The sequence below is a fragment of the Streptococcus sp. 27098_8_99 genome, assembly GCF_041431935.1.
Classification (GTDB): domain Bacteria; phylum Bacillota; class Bacilli; order Lactobacillales; family Streptococcaceae; genus Streptococcus; species Streptococcus parasanguinis_D.
Window position 1 is genome coordinate 62420 of the sequence record NZ_JAPVYQ010000010.1, and the last position, 23978, is coordinate 86397.

Annotated in this window: 22 protein-coding genes, 1 other RNA gene and 1 pseudogene; 2 read left to right on the forward strand and 22 right to left on the reverse strand. The window is 41.6% G+C overall.

Annotated elements, in window-relative coordinates; all coding sequences use genetic code 11:
• Positions 1-181: 181 nt before the first annotated feature.
• The 22 genes and pseudogenes from O3605_RS07005 to O3605_RS07110 all read right to left on the reverse strand — a co-directional run bounded on the left by O3605_RS07005 (position 182) and on the right by O3605_RS07110 (position 21788).
• Positions 182-859: a rhomboid family intramembrane serine protease gene (locus O3605_RS07005; protein ID WP_049497737.1), complete on the reverse strand. Its 678-nt coding sequence runs from the start codon at positions 857-859 to the stop codon at positions 182-184.
• Entirely contained in the window at positions 843-1382 is a 540-nt protein-coding gene (locus O3605_RS07010; RefSeq protein ID WP_049497734.1) for a 5-formyltetrahydrofolate cyclo-ligase, read from the reverse strand. Before O3605_RS07010 ends, O3605_RS07005 begins: the two co-directional genes overlap by 17 nt.
• Positions 1383-1491: 109 nt before the next feature.
• The gene (locus tag O3605_RS07015) at positions 1492-2625 is read right to left on the reverse strand and encodes an N-acetyldiaminopimelate deacetylase (RefSeq protein WP_371585689.1); all 1134 of its coding nucleotides are present in this window, start codon (positions 2623-2625) and stop codon (positions 1492-1494) included.
• A 206-nt stretch (positions 2626-2831) separates the two neighbouring features.
• Positions 2832-3530, reverse strand: a complete 699-nt coding sequence (gene dapD / locus O3605_RS07020) for a 2,3,4,5-tetrahydropyridine-2,6-dicarboxylate N-acetyltransferase (protein WP_049497728.1) — start codon at positions 3528-3530, stop codon at positions 2832-2834.
• A 65-nt stretch (positions 3531-3595) separates the two neighbouring features.
• Positions 3596-4516, reverse strand: a complete 921-nt coding sequence (locus tag O3605_RS07025; RefSeq protein ID WP_080978972.1) for a hypothetical protein — start codon at positions 4514-4516, stop codon at positions 3596-3598.
• 14 nt (positions 4517-4530) lie between these two features.
• Positions 4531-5220, reverse strand: coding sequence for a hypothetical protein (locus O3605_RS07030; RefSeq protein ID WP_049497727.1), 690 nt, complete (start codon positions 5218-5220; stop codon positions 4531-4533).
• 5 nt (positions 5221-5225) lie between these two features.
• Positions 5226-5933, reverse strand: coding sequence for a hypothetical protein (locus tag O3605_RS07035; RefSeq protein WP_049497726.1), 708 nt, complete (start codon positions 5931-5933; stop codon positions 5226-5228).
• A 108-nt stretch (positions 5934-6041) separates the two neighbouring features.
• Entirely contained in the window at positions 6042-7130 is a 1089-nt protein-coding gene (locus O3605_RS07040; RefSeq protein WP_049497725.1) for a hypothetical protein, read from the reverse strand.
• A gap of 276 nt (positions 7131-7406) precedes the next feature.
• Positions 7407-7883, reverse strand: a pseudogene (locus tag O3605_RS07045) (phosphoglucose isomerase-related protein); the annotation flags it as partial.
• Positions 7884-8323: 440 nt separating this feature from the next.
• Entirely contained in the window at positions 8324-8695 is a 372-nt protein-coding gene (locus O3605_RS07050; protein ID WP_008808177.1) for a PTS glucitol/sorbitol transporter subunit IIA, read from the reverse strand.
• A gap of 98 nt (positions 8696-8793) precedes the next feature.
• Positions 8794-9774: a PTS glucitol/sorbitol transporter subunit IIB gene (gene srlE / locus O3605_RS07055; protein ID WP_020992831.1), complete on the reverse strand. Its 981-nt coding sequence runs from the start codon at positions 9772-9774 to the stop codon at positions 8794-8796.
• Positions 9775-9787: 13 nt separating this feature from the next.
• The gene (srlA, locus tag O3605_RS07060) at positions 9788-10333 is read right to left on the reverse strand and encodes a PTS glucitol/sorbitol transporter subunit IIC (RefSeq protein ID WP_001015684.1); all 546 of its coding nucleotides are present in this window, start codon (positions 10331-10333) and stop codon (positions 9788-9790) included.
• Complete coding sequence (locus O3605_RS07065) at positions 10330-10827, reverse strand: transcriptional regulator GutM (protein ID WP_001086645.1); 498 nt, start codon at positions 10825-10827, stop codon at positions 10330-10332. Before O3605_RS07065 ends, srlA begins: the two co-directional genes overlap by 4 nt.
• Positions 10827-12653: a BglG family transcription antiterminator gene (locus O3605_RS07070; protein WP_080981318.1), complete on the reverse strand. Its 1827-nt coding sequence runs from the start codon at positions 12651-12653 to the stop codon at positions 10827-10829. Before O3605_RS07070 ends, O3605_RS07065 begins: the two co-directional genes overlap by 1 nt.
• Positions 12654-12715: 62 nt before the next feature.
• Positions 12716-13516: an SDR family oxidoreductase gene (locus tag O3605_RS07075; RefSeq protein ID WP_001000837.1), complete on the reverse strand. Its 801-nt coding sequence runs from the start codon at positions 13514-13516 to the stop codon at positions 12716-12718.
• 186 nt (positions 13517-13702) lie between these two features.
• Positions 13703-15052, reverse strand: coding sequence for a glucose-6-phosphate isomerase (locus O3605_RS07080; RefSeq protein WP_008808173.1), 1350 nt, complete (start codon positions 15050-15052; stop codon positions 13703-13705).
• Between the two features lie 485 nt (positions 15053-15537).
• Positions 15538-15633: signal recognition particle sRNA small type (gene ffs, locus O3605_RS07085), an RNA gene on the reverse strand.
• Positions 15634-15671: 38 nt separating this feature from the next.
• Positions 15672-16181, reverse strand: coding sequence for a tRNA adenosine(34) deaminase TadA (gene tadA, locus O3605_RS07090; RefSeq protein WP_049498606.1), 510 nt, complete (start codon positions 16179-16181; stop codon positions 15672-15674).
• A 302-nt stretch (positions 16182-16483) separates the two neighbouring features.
• Positions 16484-18061 (reverse strand): ATP-binding cassette domain-containing protein, encoded by a 1578-nt coding sequence (locus O3605_RS07095; RefSeq protein ID WP_371585693.1) that lies wholly within the window; start codon positions 18059-18061, stop codon positions 16484-16486.
• 161 nt (positions 18062-18222) lie between these two features.
• On the reverse strand, positions 18223-19518 hold the full coding sequence (locus O3605_RS07100) for a radical SAM protein (RefSeq protein ID WP_003016815.1): 1296 nt from the start codon (positions 19516-19518) through the stop codon (positions 18223-18225).
• A 118-nt stretch (positions 19519-19636) separates the two neighbouring features.
• On the reverse strand, positions 19637-20281 hold the full coding sequence (locus O3605_RS07105; protein ID WP_003002091.1) for an HAD family hydrolase: 645 nt from the start codon (positions 20279-20281) through the stop codon (positions 19637-19639).
• A 214-nt stretch (positions 20282-20495) separates the two neighbouring features.
• Positions 20496-21788, reverse strand: coding sequence for an adenylosuccinate synthase (locus O3605_RS07110; protein WP_003014816.1), 1293 nt, complete (start codon positions 21786-21788; stop codon positions 20496-20498).
• A gap of 319 nt (positions 21789-22107) precedes the next feature.
• On the opposite strand from O3605_RS07110, the gene hslO reads away from it, so the two are divergent.
• Both hslO and dusB read left to right on the forward strand, forming a co-directional pair.
• A complete protein-coding gene (hslO, locus tag O3605_RS07115; protein WP_014714025.1) occupies positions 22108-22980 on the forward strand; it encodes an Hsp33 family molecular chaperone HslO in 873 nt (290 codons plus the stop codon).
• Entirely contained in the window at positions 22967-23944 is a 978-nt protein-coding gene (gene dusB, locus O3605_RS07120) for a tRNA dihydrouridine synthase DusB (RefSeq protein ID WP_003012894.1), read from the forward strand. Before hslO ends, dusB begins: the two co-directional genes overlap by 14 nt.
• Positions 23945-23978 lie beyond the last annotated feature (34 nt).

Sequence of the window (23978 nt, forward strand, 5' to 3'; positions counted from 1 at the left end):
AAAAGAGGCTGGGACAAAAGTCCTGGCCTCTCAATTGTTTTTGGATTGTCGAGCAAGACGCAGTGGTTGAGTGGGCTCTACTACGCTGATTTCATCAGCTTTTACAGCCCTACTCAACTGTGCGGAGGTGGGACGACGAAATCGAATTCTAACGAATTACCGATTTCTGTCCCACTCTCTCTTAAAATAGATTCAAGATTTTACCTAAGAAATAAAGCAAAAGCAAGAGATAAGATAAGGCTGCACTCATCTGATAGGTTCGGTTCATAAAGCGAGCCTCTCCTCTTACAGGAAAGACATAAGCCAACATGACCCCAGCTACTAAGCCACCAATGTGGCCCGCCATACTGATGTCTGGCATAAAACTAAAGATCAGATTGACCACAATCAAGCTGGTATAGGACTGACTCAAGTGGCGAATATAGGGACTTTGAACAATAAAGCGCAGAGCGCCAATGGTCCCAAACAGTCCAAAGAGGGCTGTAGATGCGCCTGCTGCAATCACATCTGGCGTAAAAATAGCAACAAAGACATTGCCCATCATGCCTGATAAGAGATAAAGAGCTAAGAAAGCCTTGGAACCAAAGAGATCTTCTGCCAAACGTCCCAAGTAATAGAGGGTGATCATATTGAGCACAAAATGTTCTAGGCCGATATGAACAAAAGTAGCTGTCACTATTCGCCATAACTGGCTAGGATCGACTTTCACAGCCTCTCCAATAATACCACCGCTATAGTAAATAGCAGCACCCGTTTGGTAGTCACCTCCAAATCGGATAAACATGGAAAGAAAGACTGCTGTTGTGACGAGCAACAAGAGGCTGGTCACAGGATAACGACGATCAAAGAGTAACTTCATAGACTAGCACCTCCTGAACGGCCTGATCAAAAACATCTGGTTGGAACTCCTTCTGCTGGATGGAATAAATCGTACTCACCGTCTTCCCAGTATAATCGGCTAAATAACGATCATAATAGCCACCACCATAGCCAATTCGGTAGCCTTTTGACTGGAAGACCAAGCCTGGTACATGGATCAGATCAATCTCTGACTTATCCACAAGCTTTCCTTTTTCATTGGGCTCCAGCAAACCAAAGCGTGTCTTTTCCAAAATATTAGGATCGTATTCCACAAATTCCATCCGACCTTGTGGATAGGTACGGGGAACACAGACACGTTTCCCAAGTTGAAGAGCGGCTTGGATCAAGCCAGCTGTGGAAAATTCGTGGCCAAAGGACAGATAGGTCGCAAGGGTCTTTGCCTCCTGAAAGGCTGGAAGCTCCAAGAGACGTTGAGTGAGCTGTTCATCTGCTTGAGTTTTCACGGATTCTGGCAGCTCTTTCATGGCTGCTATGGTTTCTTTTCGTAGTGTTTTCTTCATTCCCTACTCCTTTTGTCTAGCTTTAATTGTATCATTTTTTATGAAACATCCGAACAGTTTGCACACGAGAAAATAAAAATCCAACTCCAGACGGAGTTGAATCAATCCCTTATTGATTGGCTTTCATTTTCAAAAAATTACCAATGTTTTCCACAGCAAAGGGAAGGGCAGCCTCATTTGGGCTCATCTTCGGATGGTGCAGGGCATAAGGGGTATCAATCCCCAGCCAGAACATGACACCAGGGACCTTGCTCAAGAGAAAGCCGAAGTCTTCTCCTGTCATCGCAGGCAGGATATCAATCAGGTTCACGTCTTCCTCAGCTGTGAAAAAGTCCATGAGTTCTTTAGCCAATTCTGGTTGGTTTTCCACAGGCAGGTAACCTCCTTGCTTGAGTTCCAGATCTAATTCTACATCAAAAGCGGCTGCAACCCCTTCCGCAATCGTTTTGACCCGTTTTTGAGTCAGGAGGTTCATCTCCATGGTCAAGGTCCGGATGGTCCCATGAAGGAAGGCCGTCTCAGCGATCACATTATTGGTGGTTCCTGCATGCATGGAACCAAAGGTCACCACAGCACCTTCAATTGGATCGACATTTCGACTCACTACCGATTGGACTTGGGTAATGAAGTAAGAAGCTGCTACAAGAGCATCATTAGCTTCATGTGGAAAGGCAGCATGCCCTCCCTTTCCTGTAAAGGTGATCTTGACTTCACAGGTCCCTGCAAAAAGGGTACCCGTATTGGTCGCAATGTCTCCCACCTTCAAATCAGGGCGCACATGCAGACCATAAAATTCATCAGGGAGCCAGTCGCCAAAAGCATCGTCCTTATACATGAGCATCCCACCAGCCTCATTTTCTTCAGCTGGTTGGAAGAGAAAGAGCAGGTTATTTTTTGGTTGCACTTGGACCAGTTGATCCAAAAGCCCGAGGGCTGTTGTCATGTGCATATCATGACCACAAGCATGCATCCGTCCTTCATGCTTAGAGGCAAAATCAAGGCCCGTTTGTTCCACAATCGGTAAACCATCTATATCTGTCCGCCAACCAATGGTTTTTTCAGGTGCAGCCCCATGGAGATACACCAGGATCCCGGTCCGCCAAGTCCGTTGCTCTACAAAATCCTTGCCTGCTGTGATCTCTGCGATTCGTTCTAAGAGGTAGGCTTGGGTTTCAAATTCTTCCAATCCAATTTCAGGGATTTGGTGCAAATCCCGTCTGATTTTGATTAAGTCCAATGTCATCGTTGTCTTCTTTCTATTAGAAGAGGCTGAGACAAAAGTCTTAGCCTCTCAATTGTTTTTGGATTGTCTAGCAAGACGCAGTGGTTGAGTGTGCTCTACTACGCTGATTTCATCAGCTTTTACAGCCCTACTCAACTGTGCGGAGGTGGGACGACGAAATCGAATTCTAACGAATTACCGATTTCTGTTCCACTCTCATTTCTATCTTACAAATTGCGCAAAGCGTCTTCAAGTGCTGTTTTTTGTTGTGTTTTTTCGTCAATTTCCTTGATGATGCGAGCTGGAACACCAGCTACAACCACATTTTCAGGGACATCTTGAGTAACGATCGCTCCAGCGGCAACGACTGAACCGTTTCCAACTTGAACTCCTTCAATCACAACAGCGTTGGCACCGACCAAGACATTGTCACCAATCCGGACAGGCTCAGCAGAAGCTGGCTCAATGACTCCCGCAAGAACGGCACCCGCACCAATATGGCTGTTTTTACCAACAGTAGCACGACCACCAAGAATAGCCCCCATATCAATCATGGTTCCTGCACCGATTTCAGCACCGATATTGATGACAGCACCCATCATGACAACCGCATTGTCTTCGATGGTTACTTGGTCACGGATAATAGCGCCTGGTTCAATACGCGCATTTAGGTAGCGTTTATCCAGTAATGGGACAGCTGAGTTACGGCCATCTTGTTCTACCACATAATCCTTGTTTTCAGTCAAATTCGCAAGAAGGGGCTCGATATCTTTCCAGTCACCGAACAAAACATTGCCAAGCTTGGTAACAGAAGTAGGAACAGCTGTTGCCAATTCCCCTTCAAAGGTTACTTTCACATTGGTTTTCTTTTCTGCATTCCCGATAAAAGCGATAATTTCTTGTGCAGACATTTTTTGTGCAGTCATGAGATTCTCCATTCATTTCAATTAAAGGTATCCATATTATACCACAATCCTAGTGAGATGAACACCTAAGGCGCCGTGGAAGCTGATGTCGCTGGATCTTCTAGGCCCTTTATTTCACTGATAGTCCGATTCCCTCCAAAGTGAATAATGACGGAGCGCGAATCAGAAAGCTTATAGTAAAAGGTTAAGAAGAACTCTGAACCCAGCATACTCGACCAAGAAACACTGCTAGGAATTCCTACTGTATTCACAAGATCTGAATAGCTCGTTCCTATTTTCATATTGGCAAAATCTTCTCTGTTTAAGCTACCATTTTTATTGGCTAATCGCTCACTGTTTAAGTTTTTAAAATCAAGAGAAGATAAACGATCAACACCAATTTTTGAAAGTAAAACGGTTACGGAAGAAGGGGACCCTTCCGACTGATACTCCAATTGTGTCATAAAAGGACTGACACCACCTTCTTGGTAGGTTTCTTCCCCACTGCTAGCCTTCCCCAGTACAGCTACCACTTCCTGTGGAGACAGAGAAGTTGAAGAATGACGACCTTGATCCCCCTCACTTAAACCAGGAATCAGGGAAATGGCCTTCTCATAGGTCACTTGAAACTGAAATTCCCTCTCCGGAGCAACCAAGGTACTATTACCACTCTTCAAGGTTTCCTTTCTGGTTCCATAAGACAAGCTAGTGCTTCCATATTCACTAGTAGTAGAAGAAGGATGTTCCTCGCTATGAATACCTCCTGAAGCCAGATAGGCAAATAATCCCAGCATGGCCAATAAACCAAAAAAGGCTGCCAGCGAAGACCCTTCACTCTTAGAGGAAGGAGAGTAGGTTTTCGTCCTATCTGATTGGGAGTCTAGTACCGTTTGTCTTGGTTCTGAATGCCTGCTTCCCCCTATTGAAGCCAGGTCAGCTTCTGAAATCAAGCGACTCCCACCCTGGTGAGAAGAAGTTGCCTTGATGTCTGTCCGTTGATCGTCCAATGATGTCTCCCTTCTTATACCAACACTAATTTCTTGCCTTTTTTCTTGAATTCCATTACCACTTCTGACTGCCCTGGTAGCTGGTAAGTCGCGCGATACCCCATTCCGCCATCTGACACTTCCCCCCAGATTAAGCGTTGAGGATTTCCTAGTTTCTTAATAAGCTGGGCGAATTCTGCACCTTTGTGCTCTTTTTCAGTAATGATTTCTTTCTCACTGCTTGTCTTCTCTTTTGCGTCCAACAAATTCGTCGCATCCACCATCGTCAAGCGATACCCCTGGTCTTTCTCTTCTTCAAACCACAAGTTCACACTTTTCTTCCCCTGATCGGTTTGCTTAGCTGCATAAGTCAAGACAAGAACGGTTTGTTCCCCTTGAGCTGTCTTTGTGTAGCGAACTTTTTGTGCTTTTCCCCATTCAGTCACAACTGTTTCCAAGCGGGTTCCTAGTTGCTGACTCTGCTTAAGACGGACTTTCAAATTCACCACAGCTTCGATGGTCCATTGAAAATGCTTGATTTCTTGATCGTTGCTTACCAAATTCTTGTAATCCTTTGGTTGAAAACGGGAAAGCGTTTGGTCCTCCTTGGTATCGGTTCCCTGCTCCTGTACCTGGATGCTTGCAATCGCAAGTAACAACCCTAAAACAAAACACAAAAACGGCAGCAAGAGTTCTTTTCGATTTTTTTTCATCCACTCGATCATGTGCTTCACCCCTTCTTCGTCAAACGATACTGACCACTCTGGTCGCGTTCAAAGGTCAAAGAGACCAATCCATCTGTCACCTGATAAGACAAGGCTAAAACTTGCTTGTCCTTTACAGAGGTCAAACTAAGAGAATTGGGAAGACCTGATTTTTTCAAGACTTCTTCTACTGCCGTTCCCTTTTCCTTTTTCCCATCTAGAGTCTGATAGCCTGTAAAATCTGCCTGTTTTAAGTCCTTTTTGCTCTGATAGTGAGACGACTTTGGTGCAAATCCTTGAATCGAGCTCAAATAAAAATCATCATCCTGCTTTTGAAATTCTATGGTATAAGGATAGAGCCCCTTCACAGAAGCCCCATAGCCTAACTGGACTTGTGCTCCAAAACTCGTATCTTCTTGTGTAAAGCTCGCTGCTTTTCCAAATTTTTTGACGAATGCAGACAAAGTCACCCAACTTTTTTGTACCTTTCCTTCTCCCCTTGCAAGCTCTAATGACAACAAGTCTTCTAGAGCCGGCTCTTTTGAAGAAGGAGCGACAAATTGTTGGCTTGCTTCTTGCATTCGAGATAGGCTCAGCAAACGGTCTTTTGGTAAGGTTTTAACCGGATGAATCATAAACACCAAGCAAGCCCCAACGACAAAAGCTAGCAAAGCCCCTGCAGCTTTTTGGAGGATCCGCTTATGATGTTCTATCCACTGTTTCATTTCTTCCATCCTTAATGCTCTTTCTATTCAAACTCCTTCTATTGTATAGAAAATTAGCGTATTTGTCTCGTCTTATCCCAAAAAAGAGGCGCTTGCCTCTTTCTTTTATTCATTGATTTAGTAGCTGTCTTTACTACTCAAGAGGAAATCTCCATTTTCTTGGCGAATAAAGGTCAAATCTACATAGTCCCCGTTTTTCTTTTGGAAGTCCATGACCAATTCTATCTTGTCTGAATCATCAGATGAACTCACCGTCAGATTGACTGCATCACCGTATTTTTTTAAAAGCTCTTTGTAAGAGGTCCCTCCAGCACCGGTCTCACTATCTCCAACCTTGAACCCATCTGCGAAGTTATCCTCAACCGTAAGATTTTTCCCAAATTGATTAAATTCAAATTTGACAAGCTGAAATTCTTTTCCTTTCTTAGAGTAGGTCGCTTTGACCTCTTTATTATAAGAGTTATCATCCCAGAATAATTTCAATTCTCCACTATCAAATTGAACAGAACTAGCCTTTCCATAAGCGTCGACCATTTCCTCAGGACTCTCCCCATCATCCTTTCCAGTCAAAAATTGAAGTTGCTCGATATCAGACTGCTCCCAGCTAAAATCGGCTTCCGCATCTTCTGCGGTCAACTGGTCCAAATCAATATTGGATGAAGAACCAGACTGGTTGCCTGACCAAGAAGTGTGCTTTCTAGATGGTGACGTGCTAGGGCTGGCATGACCAATCAAATAGCCACTGACTCCACCGATAAGAAGCCCAACTAAAATCCCAAGGGCAAAACGAATCGCCTTCTTGTCTGCAGTATCCATCGGTCTTCCAACAGGAGAAAGAGGAGCTTGTGGAATAGGTGTCTCAGGAACAGGCACTGTTTGCGGACCAATTGGTTCAGCTGCCATGTTTTGAGGAGCTTGAGGTGCAGGCTGGAATGGAGGAGTCGGTTGGGGAGCAGCAACTACATCCGAATGTTCTCCAACAGTTGCTTCATCCACCTTTGGAAGCTCCACCGTTTCTGAAATAACTGGCTCTTTTGCCTCTTCTTCCATTGCTTTCGTCTCCGTCGCTGAAATGCCACTAACTTCTGGAACTTCCAAGTCTTTGACTTCTTCTTTTTGGACAAATGCCGGCGCAGCCACATCAAATTGAGGCGCACCCTCTAAGGGAGTCTGTTTCATCAATGGTTCTTGATCTTTCTCGGACATTTCGAATTCTCCTTTTTATTCTTCTCTTCTACTATAACATAAAACCAAGCAAGGACCAACTCCTGTCTTGATAGACTAAAAAAGATCGGAGAGATATCCGACCTTTTAGAAACTTATCTTAAAATTTCTTGCGAAGGGAGACAATAGCAATCAGTTAACCATATGATTGAGAAACATAACTAGATCGTGTTTTTATAATTGATTCCAGGGGACAAAAATATGAGTTTGTTTAGCAAGTAAAAAAACGACCTCTTGCGAGATCGTTTTGTCTATTGATTAAAGACGAGCGTTGAGTTCTGCTCCAAGTTCTTCAAATCCTGGTTTACCAAGAAGGGCAAACATATTTTTCTTGTAGGCTTCAACACCTGGTTGGTCAAATGGGTTGATCGCGTTCAAGTAACCTGAAAGGGCGATGGCCAACTCGAAGAAGTAGATGGCATAACCAAGAGTGAAGGCATCTTGCTCAGGAAGAGTTACGTACATGTTTGGCACGTCACCGTCTGTGTGGGCAAGAAGAACACCGTCAGTTGCTTTTTTGTTTACAAAGTCAACGTCTTTCCCTTGAAGGTAACCAAGTCCATCAAGGTCTTCTTCCAATGTAGGGATGATCACGTTCTTACGTGGTTTGTCCACACGGACAACTGTTTCAAACATGATACGAGTTCCTTCTTGGATAAATTGACCCAATGAGTGCAAGTCTGTTGAGAAGTTTGCTGAAGTTGGGTAAATACCTTTTTGGTCTTTTCCTTCTGTTCAGGCACACCTTATGGATGCATCTGCTGGAAATTCCCTTGCACTGGCTGGCTAGTTTGATTGACTTCAAGCTCTTTGCGCTTGACCTTGACCGTCTTTTTCTGGCATGCTTTTATCCTTATAAATTTTGTTGATTTGTCATATTGCGAAAACATTGAAAAACAATGACAAATTTTACAATATTAAAACATAAATTATTTTCCCTATCAAAAAGGGAGTGGGAAAGAACTTCAAACAAGTTAAAAAGTTCATCTTCCCACCCCCGCACAGTTGATCAGGCAATCTTTGGGGCTTAAAAAGCGAAGGAAGATGCCAATCAACCACCGCGTCATCTATTTTTTCTAATTTAGACCCAGAAGCCTGGACTTTTTGTCCAAGCTCTGAATCAATTTTTTTGACTTTTATGTTTCTAAATTGCTTGATTTTAAATTTTGTTATGGTCAAGCAGTTTCGAAAATCTGAATGGTAGAGTCCTTTTCAATTACTACTGCTTGGTCTGCTGCAACATGGAGAGTGCCCGGCAGGCTGCCCTCTTTTGAACCATCAAAAGAAATCGTGATATGGCCCAGTCCAGTTAAATTTTTTTCTACTACATTTCCTACGGCAGTAATCGAATATTCCTGACTATCTACCACCAGCTTTCCACCTTCTAGTATTGCACCTAGAAGATTTTTGTTATCGATTTTAAAACAATACTCTGCTAAGTCTTCCGGAGCTTCTTCTCCAAACAAAATGAGCATATTGGCATCTTGAATCATATTCTGAGCTTCAGGCCCCACTTGAATTACTTTAGCTTCAAAAATTTTCTTCATCTAATTCCTATTCATCCTTTCTCAAATCTGTCATAAACTTATGCTTATAGATAAGTTTAACATAATAGTTGCTATGTTTACGTGCATCTATCAAAGGTTTACTGATAAAGGCCAATACTAGCTATCCAAGCTACTAGCACCCGCGGAACACCATTGAGAAAGCGTGAATAAAGCACAGAAGGGACACCAACCTCAACTGTTTCAGCCTTGGCTTCAGATAGACCGAGTGCTACAGGAATGAAATCACAACCGTTTTGAGTGTTGATAGCAAATATAGCTGGCAGAGCCATTTGGGGCGGAATATTCCCTTTGCCGATTTCAACTCCAATTAAGGTTCCAATAATCTGACTGATAACAGCTCCGGGGCCTAACAAAGGAGATAGGAATGGCAAGGAACAGATAAAGCCAATCAAAATGAGTCCCCAGATGTTCCCAGCTAGGGGAACCATTAATTTTGCCAGCCAATTTCCAACACCTGAACCTTGAATAACCCCAATCAGCAAGGAAACAAAGGCCATGAAAGGAATGATCGTGTTGAGCATTGTTTGGATGGCTTCACGAGCAGCCTGGTTGAAAGTCGCAACGACCTTCCCAGCGCCCATCCCAATTCTTGCTACAATACTTGTTTCAGCTTTTTGCTCTGTAATTTTTTTACTAGTATCGTAAGTTGGCTTTTCTGTTACCACAGTTGTCGCTTTTTCGTCTTCATTAGCAGCAGAAATTTGATTAAGGCCAACTGCTGACACATAGATTTCCTCGGTTATATATTGAGCTAGAGGCCCACTTTTCCCTGTAGCTACAATATTTATTGTAGGGATCCCCTTTTTAGGATAAATACCACAGCGAAGAGTACCGCCACAATCCACGATTGCTAAAGCAATTTCCTCATCTGGGATAGAAGTTTTAAACCCATTAACAGCTTCCATACCGGTCAAATCAGCAATTTTATCCACAATATCTGGCTTTTCTCCTCCGCCAGTGATATAGATGAATTTATGCTTAGCTTCACTAGGTGTAATGACCAAAGGTCCTCCGAAACCGCCATTTCCTTTAACAACTTTTATACTCTTATATGACATAATTTCACTCTTTCTATAAATCAAATGTTTTACTCAAGGTAACACCTTGCTGTTTTGCTACATAAGCAGTTGTAAAATCGGTCACCCAACCGCCTACAAAGTTCATGACAAGCCCAACAAGCATGTAACGAATGGCTAAGTCCATTTGACTTAAACCTAAAGTTTGAATTCCTGTTGCAATTCCCATCCATACAAACAATTCCCCAGGATTGATATGCGGAAATACACCATTTGAAGTATGGCAGAACTGCATCTGAGCTGCTACAAAACTAGGTTTATAATATTCTGGTAAGAAACGTCCCATACTGATTGCCATCGGATTCCCCAGCATAAAGGCTGAAATGAAAGGTAAAATCATATACCGGCTAACAGGATTTTTGGCAGAAATCTTAGCCAGGGAATTGACCTTCTCTTCTCCCAAGAAAGCGATAAGGGTATTCATTGCAATCAATAGCATTAAGACAAGCGGTACAATATTTGTCATCCAGCTAATAAAGGTTTCTCCACCTAATTGGAAGAGTTTCATAAAACTCTCTGCAAAATTTGTAATGTGATTCATAAGGAACTCCCTTTCTTATTTTTTTTAAATAACTGTTTAATAGATAATTGTAAGTAATTCGCATAAAAGCCGAATCCCAGAAAAGAATCAGATGAACTTGTCTCTTTCTCAATACCTGCCTCATGCCAAAGATAGACTTTTCTAGCATCTTCTATGGCTGATTGCATCAACTTATTTTCTTTTCTCACAAGAGGATTATACTTGTCAAAATAATGGATGTCTTCTCCAACATAATCGTCCATATTTTGAAAACGTGCTAAGATTGTGACTCCTTGCATTTTGCTAGCTTTAAGAACCCGACCGTTTTCATCAACCGCGAACATGACAATCGTACCGGATTTGATTCTTCCGGACTTCCTGCCAATCGCTACGCGCCCCAGTCTTCGGAGCATCGTATAGGTCTTATTGAAGTCTTTGAGTTGCTGCCAGCCGAGGAACATTTGAAATATATAAGCTGCCATGACAAATACAGCGAAAATTATTAGCGAATTCATTAAAATACTCCTTTGCTCTTAGAAAATGATAGAAACTCTGTCTCTGTTTCTACAGCCCTCAAAGCTTCTTTTAGAGAAGGCTCTCCTGCAATTCGAAAAATGTCGTCATACAATTCCAGCAATTCACTCTCCATTTTGCTTTCAATTTCTGAGGGAATGGCGACTAGAAAGATAAATTCAATCCAATCATCTCCTTTTTGATAAGGCTCTTCTAGCTTTCCAAACATTAAAATAGTCTTTGCATAACCCTGGTTAATTGTATGGGGGAAGGCAATTCCTCCACCAAAAATGGTTGATTGTTTTTTCTCCCTATCAATTATCCGATTTCTAAAACCTTCATCAATCATCTGAAGTTTCTCTAACTCTGCAACCATATTTAGCAAGTATTGCTGATAGGTTTTTTGGGGACTCAACCGAAGAAAACGTAAGCTGACTGTTTCTAGATTTTTTTGATGAAAAGCATTGGCCCTCTGCCATTCTTCCCGCAGCCATTGATCATCAAAAAGATGATTAACTTGAATGACTGGAGATTTAGAATCTTTATATTTTAGAGGAACTGTCGTAAAAATCGCGAAATAGTCCTGATTCAAATCCAGATTAAAATCCTCTTCAGAATACTGAGTAATGTCTACATCATTTCCAAGGATTCGTCTGAGTTGCTGAATAATCATCGCAGCAGTTCCTCTTCCTGTTGTGCAAACTACTGCTATCTGCTTGCGAGAACCATTTACAACAGAGTTTTGCTTTCTTAAAATCATTTCAAAATACAAAGCCAGATATCCGATTTCAGATAATTCCAATTCAGAACCAAAAATTGCAGACAGTTCTTCTCCAGCAATTTTCGCCATTTCAAAAGCAAAAGGATATTGAGTTTGAACCTCGCCATGGAATATATCATTAGCTTGCACATGGAAAATCAGTCGATTGATTAAGGGGCCTAGATGAGACTTGATTTCTTCAAATAATTCTTCATCATCAAAGTTAACCAACATTGTTTCTTTGACTTTCTTGACAATCCCTTGAAAAATGTTTGCAAGCTGTTCAGATTGATAAGACGGCTTGCTTAAAGTGTCAATAAAACGGATATTAAACGGAAAACACAAAAAGTCTATTTCAAACTGACTGAGGGAAATCTTATAAGTCATCTCAATATGATAGATTAATTTTTCAACCAAAGGTGTCTCTGTTAAATCATTCCTATAGTAAGGAATAGGGCAACTCAACACCCTAGATGCATAAATACGCTCCACCATAATTGAAATTGTCTTTCGAAGGAGTTCCTTTGTTTCTTTCGGGATTTTATACTCCTGGAGTAGCGTCTCCAGAAAAGAAGATGTTGCCTCGGTGAGTGTCTTTCCTTCAAAGTAAGGGGCCACTTGGTGAATATAGAGCAAGCGCAAATTCAGCTCGGACCCCAAGACCTCCAGCCCACGGTTGGGCTTTCCTGAAATAGTGATAGAGTAACTCTCTGCCAAAGATTTTACTTGTTTTAAATCCTTATTAAGGGTACTTCTACTAACACCTGCCTCCTCAGCCAAGTCGTCAATAAGAAGAGGGGAGGTTGACTTAATTAAACGTTTTAGTAAATAGGCAATTCTTTTACTGGAAGAATTGAAGTCACTCTCCCGTTTTAAACTACCAGATAAAATCCTTTCCAACTCAGTATAGTCATACACCTCTAACATTAACTTATCATCTTGTGAGATAATCTGGATACTCGGAGCCAAAACATCATTTAATTGTTGGATACTCTTTTGCAAGGTTTGCATACTAATATCCAGCTCTGAGCGCATATCTACCAAGGAATAAGTTGGCTGTGAGACCATTTTTTCTAAAATGTTATACCATCGATTTACTATGGTCAACTCTCTTCCTCACCTTCATTTTTTTAACCGCGAGTTTTCCCCCCGGCAATATTTGTAGTGACTCCAGTTATATAGCTAGAACGGTCTGAAATATAGAATGCTACAAGGTCAGCTACTTCCCGTAGTTTACCACTTCGTCCCAAAGGAGTTGTTGAAGTTGAAGCATAACCAGCTCGAATATCTTCTACCGTCTTTCCACGGGTATAAGCAAGAGCTTCCTCATAAGAAAGAGTTCGAAGTCCCGTAGCTTCCATAATTCCTGGAGCAATTCCAACCACACGTACACCATGCTTACCCAGCTCTTTTGCCCATGAACGAGTGTAACTATAGACTGCTGCTTTTGTGGCAGCATAGGCACTTTGTCCTTCAGAACCTTCCAAGCCTGCTTCTGAAGCCATGTTCACAATTACACCTTTTCCATTTTTCACTAAAATACGTCCCACTGCCTGACTAACCAGATACAAACCTTTTTGATTAATCATCGTTACTTTTTCGAACGTCTCATCGTCCAATTCGTAAGGACCTTTAGGATTTTCTGCATCGATTAATAATCTAGGGATATTAATCCCTGCATTATTGACCACTGCATCAATATTGCCAAATCTTTCAACTATTTTGGCAACACCCTCTTCTACTTCAGAGCGAGAAGTTACATCAACTTTTACAAATAATAGATTTGGATGACGCAAATCGTTGTCGCTAAGATCGAAATTCGCTACATTGACACCTAATTCCAGCAATTCTTCAACGATTGCCTTACCGATCCCAGATGACGCGCCAGTCACAAGAACTGTTTTGCCTTTTATGTTTAACCAATCATTCATTTTGATACCTCTCAAATTTTATTTACAAGGCAATTATACAGCGCTTTCATAAAAGAATTAAGACACTCTTTTTTATACTGTTCAAAAAAATAATAAACTAATTATGAGGCTTGTACTAAAAAATCCACAAGAAATGAACTTGTGGATCTCTTTTTATACTCTAAATGAACTCAAGGCATATAAGAATCAAAGGCGTGCATTCAGCTCAGCACCCAGCTCTTCAAAGCCTGGTTTTCCAAGAAGGGCAAACATGTTTTTCTTATAAGCCTCAACTCCAGGCTGGTCAAATGGATTGATACCATTCAGGTAGCCAGAAAGAGCAATAGCCAACTCAAAGAAGTAAATAGTGTAGCCCAAAGTGAACTCATCTTGCTCAGGCAGTGTCACAAACATATTTGGAACTCCACCATCAGTGTGTGCTAACAGCACTCCATCTGTAGCTTTTTTATTGACAAAGTCAACATCTTTTCCTTGCAAGTAGCCAAGACCGTCCAAGTCTTCTGCCAATTCAGGAATCAGCACATTTTTGCGAGGTTTATCTACACGTACAACTGTTTCAAAGAGGATACGGGTACCTTCCTGGATAAATTGTCCCAGAGAGTGCAAGTCTGTTGAGAAGTTGGCTGAAGTTGGGTAAATCCCTTTTTGGTCTTTCCCTTCTGACTCACCAGCCAGTTGCTTCCACCACTCAGAGAAGTATTGTAGAGATGGTTCATAGTTAGCTAGAACTTCTGTCAGATAACCTTTACGGTACAAGATATTGCGTACAACTGCATATTGATATGCTTCATTTTCAGCCAACTTATCAGAAGCATAAGCCTTGCGAGCAGCATTTGCTCCTTCCATTAACTTGCTGATATCAGCCCCTGCAGCTGCGATTGGCAAGAGTCCCACTGCTGTCAATACTGTAAAACGACCACCTACACTATCAGGCACTACAAAAGTATCCCAGCCATTAGCATCTGCTTCAACCTTAACTGCACCTTTAGCGCGGTCTGTAGTTGCATAAATCCGTTTATTTGCTTCTTCCTGACCATACTTCTTAACCAAGAGTTCTTTGAAGACACGGAAAGCAATAGCAGGCTCTGTAGTCGTTCCTGACTTAGAAATAACGTTGACAGAGAAATCTTTGTCTGATACATAGTCTACCAAATCAGCCAAATAGCTTGAAGAAATAGAATTTCCAGCATAGAGGATTTGAGGTGCCTTGCGTTCTTCCTTGCTTTGTAGATTTACAAAAGAATTATTCAAGAAATCAATAGCTGCACGAGCTCCTAAATAGGAACCACCAATACCGATTACGATCAATACCTCACTATCAGATTGGATTTTAGCAGCAGCCTTTTGAATACGAGCAAATTCATCTTTGTCATATTCTTCAGGCAAGTTCAACCAGCCAGTCATTTCTGCCCCAGGACCTGTACCATTTCGCAGAGCAGAATCTGCAGCAGTCACTTGAGGCTGCATATAATCTAGTTCATGTGGTGCTACAAATTTATCTAACACCTTTGAGTAGTCAAATTTAATATGTGACATGTTTATCCTCCAATTGTTCTTTTCTTTTATGATAACGCTTTAAGAAAAAATAAGCAAGTGCTTTCACTATTTTAAAACGTTTACATTTTATATTCTATACTATTTTTCTAAATAAGCTAACCTTAGGACATAACCGAGAGCACTCGTTTGCGTAAGACAACAAATTTTAGGCCTATTGAGAAGAACAATTTTGATTGACAAGAAAACAAATACGCTTCTTAAGATTGGATGTCAGCTGAATTCATTTCAGGTCCGTTCAAACTAGATTCGCTGCTCCAATATTCATCTGCACCTTTTAGGCTTGATTCATTATACTTCGGAACCTAGTTCTCACTTTGTTCGAACTGCGTCAATGCACCTAAGTTCATCCGCGTCCGTTGGACTTGATTCACTAAGGGCTATCATAGGTTTACAGCTTTTTCCCTAGCGGGAAAAACTGCATCCATTGCTCTAGGATTCTTCTGCGTCCCTTGGACTTGACTCATCAAGAGCAATAGAAAAGAGCACACAGTTCACTTCGCTTAGGGCTGCTGGATTCCTCCCCTGACCCGCTTCACGCAGAACTGTTGCTCCGATAGGTATTATATCATAATTTGTTCGATTTGCAAAGGTCCGGTTTTTATTCTTGTGTTTCGGCCTTGGCTGCGAGCTTGGCTTGTTTTTTTCGTTCCCGACCTTGGCGGAAGAAGGTCTGCATGATGGCTGCACATTCTGCTTCCAAGATTCCTGTTTCCACTTCCACCCGGTGATTGAGGCGCTCATCTGTCAAAATGTCATAGAGACTCCCTGCTCCGCCAAACTTTTGATTGGTCGCTCCGTAAATCACCTGGGGAATCCGAGCTAGTCCAATGGCACCGCTACACATAACACAGGGCTCAATCGTGACAAAAAGCGTCGTATCCAGCAGGCGCCAGCTATTTTCACGCTGATTGGCCTTCTCGATCGCCATGATTTCCGCATGCATGACCGCCCGCTGCAGCTCCTCACGCGCATTATGTCCACGCCCGATAATCTGACCATCCTTGACCAAGACACAGCCAATCGGTATTTCATCATTGGCGAGGGCAATCTCCGCCTCCTTCAGGGCTTCCCTCATAAACATCGCTTTTTCCTCTATCGTGTAGTCCATCTCTTCCTTCTTCCTTTTAGTTTCTTTGTTCATTATACCATAGGCAGCTTACGACTCACAAAAAAAGCCGCCGATTGGGCGACTCTTATGGGAGATTATTATGAAAAAGTTTAGGAGGTTTAAACAAAGTTAGGAGGTCTTTGTTTATGCTTCTAGTATAGCTGGCCTATCTTAAATAAAGCTTAAGTTCTCTGAGTATTGATGATTTTGGAAATATCACCACTTAGAATCTCAAAAATATCTGACAAATTGCTGGCTTATTACTATCCGCTTTGTCGCAGAACCAACTATTGTGGCATCGCTCATCCTTTACGTAACTCAAGGATTTGGTCATAGCGCTCTTCTTCATCAATATGATGGGCTATTTCTAGTACCGTGATCGGCAAAGAAAAGATTAGGTCTCTAACCAGACGACTATTTTTTTCGTCCAAAGCTGATGTCACTTCGTCCGCTAATAAAATATCCTTCTCGCGTAAGAGAAAACGAACCAACTCTAATCTGACACGCTGACCTCCTGAAATGTTTTCACCATTATTATGAATTTCTACATTCAAAATATCCTGAAATTCATCTATTAAGCCAACTCGGTCCAATACCTCCAATAATTCATGGTCCTGAAAAGGCTGACCAAAAGTTAGATTATAGCGGATAGTATCGTTAAACAGGAAGGGATGCTGGCTAATTAAACCGATATTCCCTTGGAAATGACTCGTTATTTGATTTCCATCATACTGAACGAAAATGTCACCCTCATCACATACTTCTTCTCCTAAAATCAAGCGAAAAAGAGTCGTCTTTCCAGACCCGCTCGGTCCTTTGATTAAGACCTTCTGACCTACTGAAATCGTCGCCGTCAAATCAGAAAAAAGCTGACGTTCAGCAAAACTTTTTGAAATATGATTTAAGCGCAACGATTCGAGATTTTCAACAAATTGATCCTTTGTCTCTTCGAAATCAGGTTCTTCCTCGATAATCTTAAACAGGCGGTTCGCAGTCGGCAAGGCACCTTGGAGATTGGCTGCACTGTACATCAGAGTTTGGATCGGTTCTACCAGCATCCCCGCAGCAACATACATAGAGATGAGGCTTGTAATAGAAATAGAATTTCCCTGTAAACTCAAATAAAAGCCTAAAGCAAGAGGAACAACCTGACTAAAAAAGACCATAAATCCATTAAAGAAAAAAATAATATTATGTGTGAAACAAAATCTTTGGATGGCTTTTTGATATTCTCCGTTTAAATCATTCACGCGCTCTTCATTCAGCCTCATGGCCTGATTAATCCGTAAGGTTTGGCTGCCTTGCATACTATCCGAGACAAGCCCATGTAATTTCGTTCTAAGCTTGGACCAGCTGTCTCCCGAATCTTGTAAACGACGATTCATGATGAACTGAGGAATAGGTCTCATAATCGTAAAAATGACAAAAATAAGTCCTAAGAGAAAATTTTGTGAAACAATATAAATGGCTGTAACAAGGGCGACAAATCCCCAACTCACCATAACATTTATATTTTCCAAATAATTATCGCCCACATATTCCATATCTTGAGTTAGCAGACTAACTTTTTCATCATTGGAAAATTTAGGATTCAATATGACTTTCTTAAATAAAAGGGCACGGACACTTTTGTTGATTTCTCTTCGGAATATATTGTGCGAATAGTTTGAAAACAGCATCAGACTATAAATAACAAGATAGACAGACAAACCAAATAAAACAAAATTGAGAATTTTTCCATAAGAAAGGCCGTCTTGATCTAACTTCAAGGCCTTCGTTAAAATCAGAGGTTGTGCCAACACCAAACCACTATTCACAATACGCCCTAAAAAAATAGGAAAAAGATACTTCTTATCAATGTACTTATAAATATTTCTCATAATTATCATCCATCAAAATAGAGGGCTAGCACAATCCTCTTCTCTAATTTATTTAAAATCGTGATTATTTACAATCACAATTATAGTTAAGTACTCTAGGTTTAGCATTCATTTTGTCATCGAATTTGTTATTCACTTTAACCTTCATGATATCTTCCTTTCTAGTCCACATCTAAAATGTCATTATAAGATTTTGACAAAGCGAAAAGTGCTAAATTTTTACGAATTTTTTCCTTCACACTTTTACATAGATAGCGTGAATTTGTCTTCGTAATTCGCTTGGCCATCGGACAATAGCCAGATTTACAGATTAAAACAAATGGGCACTCTTTGCAACTTGCATCAAGCCGAATAACCCAATCATTCAGTTTACTGTAATTCACAAAACCTTTATTAATGTTACCGAAAATATTTTGAGGTTCATATAAAGCAACTGTACATGATTGAACAATTCCTCTTACATTAAACATAAAATGATTTTTTCGATTAGAATAGCAGGTATAATTATTATTCACTACAACTTCTGGGGAAGAGATATGATATCCTGAAGTTACAGCTAACTTAGATAATTCAAAACTTGCATCTTTATCCAGTAAAGTAACGCAGTAATTTATATCTCTATCTCCTTTGCCCCAATTTCCAATATTATGATAAGAAATCTTAAATCTGGAATCATCTTTGAAATAGATACCATCATGTGTTAAAAACTCTTTAACATTTTGATAGTTATCTTTACTTACATTAAAGCGAATCACACAAATAAAATCAAATTTACTTTCTTGCATTGCTTTCAAATTATCGAATATACGATTATACGACAACCCACCGTTTTGCAATACTCTCTGATTATTATGACTTTCTTCATCTCCATCCAAAGTTATCTGGTAACTAGTCACTTTAAATTTTTCATTCAAATATCGAAACTTATTCTTAGTCAATAAATAACCATTCGTAGTGATTGCACTTTGATAATGAATCTGATATTTCTCACATAAATCTATAAAAACAGGAGACAACCGCTTGATAGTTTTATATCCCAACAGTGGTTCTCCTCCAAACCAGCCTACTGACAAATACTTATACTTCCCGGACTGAAGTTTTTCTTTCAAAAATTGGACAATGGCATCTTCTGTCTCTGTTGACATAGCAATATTTTCAAATTTTTCATAACAATACTTACACCGAAAATTACAATCTCCATGTGTCAAAATTGTTAGTTCCAATAATTCAGCATCTGTATCGCTTATTTTAGATAGATACTTTTCGACCTCATACTCACCCTCACTTAAATATTTATTTTTATCAAGATAAGCATGAAACTCTTTCCTAATCACATCATTGCTGTCGACTACTCTATTCAATTCATTCGTAAGAAAAAATGAATGATTGGTTTTAGTATTAAAATACAACGTACCATCATCAGTACTATATTTTAATATATATCGTGACAAATTCATATTATCACCTCTTAATCTGTGTGACTTAACCTACAGTAAGTATACACCGATAGAAATATTAAATAAAGCAATATTCAGCAGATTAGAAAAGTTCAAACTTTTAATATTTTGGAAAAGGTTATCCTATAAAAGCTGCAATTTCGCCAACTTCTTGAGCAATATAGGTGGCGCCGGCTTCTTCCAATTCTTCCCTGCTTCCAAAGCCATAAAGGACACCGATAGAATCAAGCTTTTGCGCTTGAGCGCCAAGCACATCGTGCTCCCTGTCTCCAATCATGATGGTATGCGCCAAATCTGTAATCCCATTTTGCTCCAAGGCATACTGGATAACATCGCTTTTTTTACTACGTTTTCTATCCATGGTCGCACCAGCGACAAAGTCAAAATAATCATACAAACCAAAGTGTTTGAGAATTTGAATGGAAAATTCTTCAGGCTTTGACGTAGCTACAATCAACTGTTTGCCAGCCTGCTTGAGAGAAGCCAGCAAGTCAGGAACGCCTAGATAGACCTCATTTTCATAAAGGCCTTTTTCGGAAAAATACTCATGATAGTAGTCAATGGCCTTTAAACATTCTTCCTTAGAAAATCCATAAAAGCGCTCAAAAGACTCCTGCAAGGGCGGACCGATGAAAACTCTCAATGCTTTCTTGTCTGGCACTTGAATCCCATATTTTCCTAAGGCATAGGCCACCGAGTTGGTAATCCCTAGTTCTGAATTGGTCAAGGTGCCGTCTAGGTCAAATAAAATCGTTTGATACATTTTTTCCTCTTTCTGCTTTCAAAAAGAGGCTGGGACAAAAGTCCTAGCCTCTCAATTGTCTTTGGATTGTCGAGCAAGACGCAGTGGTTGAGTGGGCTCTACTACGCTGATTTCATCAGCTTTTACAGCCCTACTCAACTGTGCGGAGGTGGGACGATGAAATCGAATTCTAACGAATGACCGATTTCTGTCCCACTCTCTTATCTTCATTTGCTTATAAACTAGACCACACACTTTCAAGGATATTGGTTTGGTCACGATCTGGTCCGACTGAGAAGGTTGAAATGCGCACACCAACTAATTCACCGACACGGCGGACATAGTTGCGGGCATTTTCTGGAAGCTCATCCAAGTGGCGGACACCTGTGATGTCTTCTGACCAGCCTGGTAATTCTTCATAGATTGGTTTGCAACGTTTGAGTTGCTCCAAGCTTGCTGGGTAGTGGTCGATGCGTTCCCCATCCAAGTCGTAGGCTACACAGATTTTCACTGTATCCAAGCCGGACAGAACGTCGATCGAGTTCAAGCTAAGGTTGGTAATTCCTGACACGCGACGGCTATGGCGCATGACAACTGAGTCAAACCAACCAACACGACGAGGACGACCGGTTGTTGTCCCATACTCATGGCCGACTTCACGGATCCGATCACCCACTTCATCGAAGAGTTCCGTAGGGAATGGGCCATCACCAACACGGCTAGTGTAGGCTTTACATACACCGACAACCTTGTCGATCTTGCTTGGGCCGACACCTGATCCGATGGTCACCCCACCTGCGACTGGGTTTGAAGAGGTTACAAATGGATAGGTTCCTTGGTCGATATCCAACATAACCCCTTGGGCTCCTTCAAAGAGCACGCGCTTGCCGTTATCCAAAGCATCGTTCAAGATAACAGAAGTATCGGTTACATATTGCTTGATTTGTTGACCATATTCATAGTATTCTTCGAAGATATCGTCAAATGACAGAGCCTCTGCATCATAGAGTTTGGTAAATTGACGGTTCTTTTCTTCCAAGTTGATACGAAGACGTTCCGCAAAGACGTCGCGGTCCAAAAGGTCCGCGATCCGGATTCCCACACGCGCAGCCTTGTCCATGTAGGCTGGTCCAATCCCTTTGATGGTCGTTCCGATTTTGTTGTCGCCTTTAGACTCTTCTTGGAGACGGTCCAATTCGATATGGTAAGGAAGGATGACATGGGCACGGTCTGAAATGCGCAAACTGTCCGTTGTCACACCTTCTTCATGAAGATAAGCCAACTCTTTGACCAATGATTTAGGGTTGACCACCACGCCGTTTCCGATGACAGAGATCTTTTCAGGGAAGAAGATACCAGAAGGAATCAAGTGCAACTTGAACTTTTTGCCGTCGATTACGATGGTGTGCCCGGCATTGTCCCCACCTTGATAGCGAGCAATGACTTCTGCATTGGCTGATAGGAAGTCTGTAATCTTCCCTTTTCCTTCATCACCCCATTGGGTTCCTACTACAACAACTGATGTCATAATTCTTTTTCATATACCATAGATAGTTGCCTATCTATGCCTTTCTTCAAACTAAGGGCAGGAGTCTCACCTGCAAGTTTGTCTTACACTCTATTATAAGCAATTTTTAATGTTTTTTCAAGATCCACTCGGCTATCGTTTATTTTTCTCCTTTCTTTTTAAACCAACTTCTCTATGAAACTCGTCTTTTACTTGGAAATTGCTTCTTTCTAGAAATAACGTTCGGAATTTTCTTTTCTTCTCGTCCTTCTTCTGAAACGACTGATTTTCAGAATTCTCCTTGTCCCCACTTTGCTTGATTTGTGCTAAAATAGTAGGTATGGACAAAATTATTAAAACTATCTCAGAAAGTGGTGCTTTTCGTGCTTATGTACTAGACAGTACAGAAACCGTACGAACAGCCCAAGAAAAACATCATACACAAGCTAGCTCCACGGTCGCACTTGGCCGCACCCTCATTGCCAGTCAAATCTTGGCAGCAAACGAGAAAGGAGATACTAAAATTACGGTCAAAGTCCTTGGGACTAGCTCACTCGGAGCCATCATCACCGTGGCAGATACCAAGGGAAATGTTAAAGGCTACGTGCAAAATCCTGGAGTGGATATTAAGAAGACGGCAACTGGTGAAGTCCTGGTGGGACCATTTGTCGGAAACGGAGAATTCCTGGTCATTACTGACTATGGTACGGGAAATCCTTATAACTCCATGACCCCTCTTGTGACCGGTGAAATCGGAGAAGACCTGGCCTTTTATCTGACGGAAAGCCAACAAACACCTTCTGCAGTTGGACTCAATGTCCTTTTGGATGACGAAGACAAGGTCAAGGTGGCTGGTGGTTTCTTGCTCCAGGTCTTGCCAAATGCCAAGGAAGAAGAAATCGCGCGCTTTGAAAAACGCATCCAAGAAATGCCTGCCATCTCCACACTGTTGGAGTCCGAAGACCATATTGAAGCTCTTCTTGCCGCTATCTATGGGGATGAACCTTTCAAACGCCTCTCTGAAGAAGAACTTCGCTTCCAGTGCGACTGCAGCCGTGAGCGTTTCTTGAACGCTTTAGCAAGTCTGCCAGCTAGTGATCTGAAAGAGATGAAAGATGAAGATCACGGTGCAGAGATTACCTGCCAATTCTGCCAAACACACTACCACTTTGACGAAAATGACTTGGAGGAACTCATTCGTGACAAATCTTAATACGCCATTTATGATCGGGGATGTCGAAATCCCTAACCGTACTGTCCTAGCCCCAATGGCCGGAGTGACCAACTCAGCTTTCCGGACCATTGCCAAAGAACTAGGGGCGGGACTCGTTGTGATGGAAATGGTCTCTGACAAGGGAATCCAGTACAACAATGAAAAGACGCTTCACATGCTCCATATCGATGAAGGAGAAAATCCTGTATCGATCCAACTCTTTGGAAGTGACGAAGATAGCCTCGCACGCGCAGCTGAATTTATCCAAGAAAATACCAAGACTGATATCGTGGATATCAACATGGGTTGCCCCGTCAATAAAATCGTAAAAAACGAAGCGGGTGCCATGTGGCTCAAGGACCCAGATAAGATCTACTCCATCATCAATAAGGTTCAATCTGTCCTTGATATCCCCCTCACTGTTAAAATGCGGACGGGTTGGTCGGATCCTTCCCTAGCAGTTGAGAACGCCCTCGCTGCTGAAGCCGCAGGTGTCTCTGCCCTTGCCATGCATGGGCGAACTCGGGAGCAAATGTATACGGGGCATGCGGATCTTGAGACCCTTCACAAGGTTGCACAAGCTCTGACCAAGATTCCATTTATCGCAAACGGAGATATCCGTACAGTTCAAGATGCCAAACAACGAATCGAAGAAGTCGGTGCTGATGCGGTCATGATCGGTCGCGCTGCTATGGGTAATCCTTATCTCTTCAACCAAATCAACCACTACTTTGAAACAGGAGAAATCCTGCCTGATTTGACTTTTGAAGACAAAATGAAGATTGCTTACGAACACTTGAAACGCTTGATCGATCTCAAAGGTGAGCACATTGCCGTTCGTGAATTCCGTGGCCTCGCCCCTCACTACCTCCGTGGGACTTCTGGCGCAGCCAAACTCCGCGGCGCCATCTCCCAAGCTAGCACTCTGGCTGAGATTGAAGAACTCTTACAATTAAAAGCATAGAAACACAAAAAGCGAGAGTGGGACAAAAATCGGT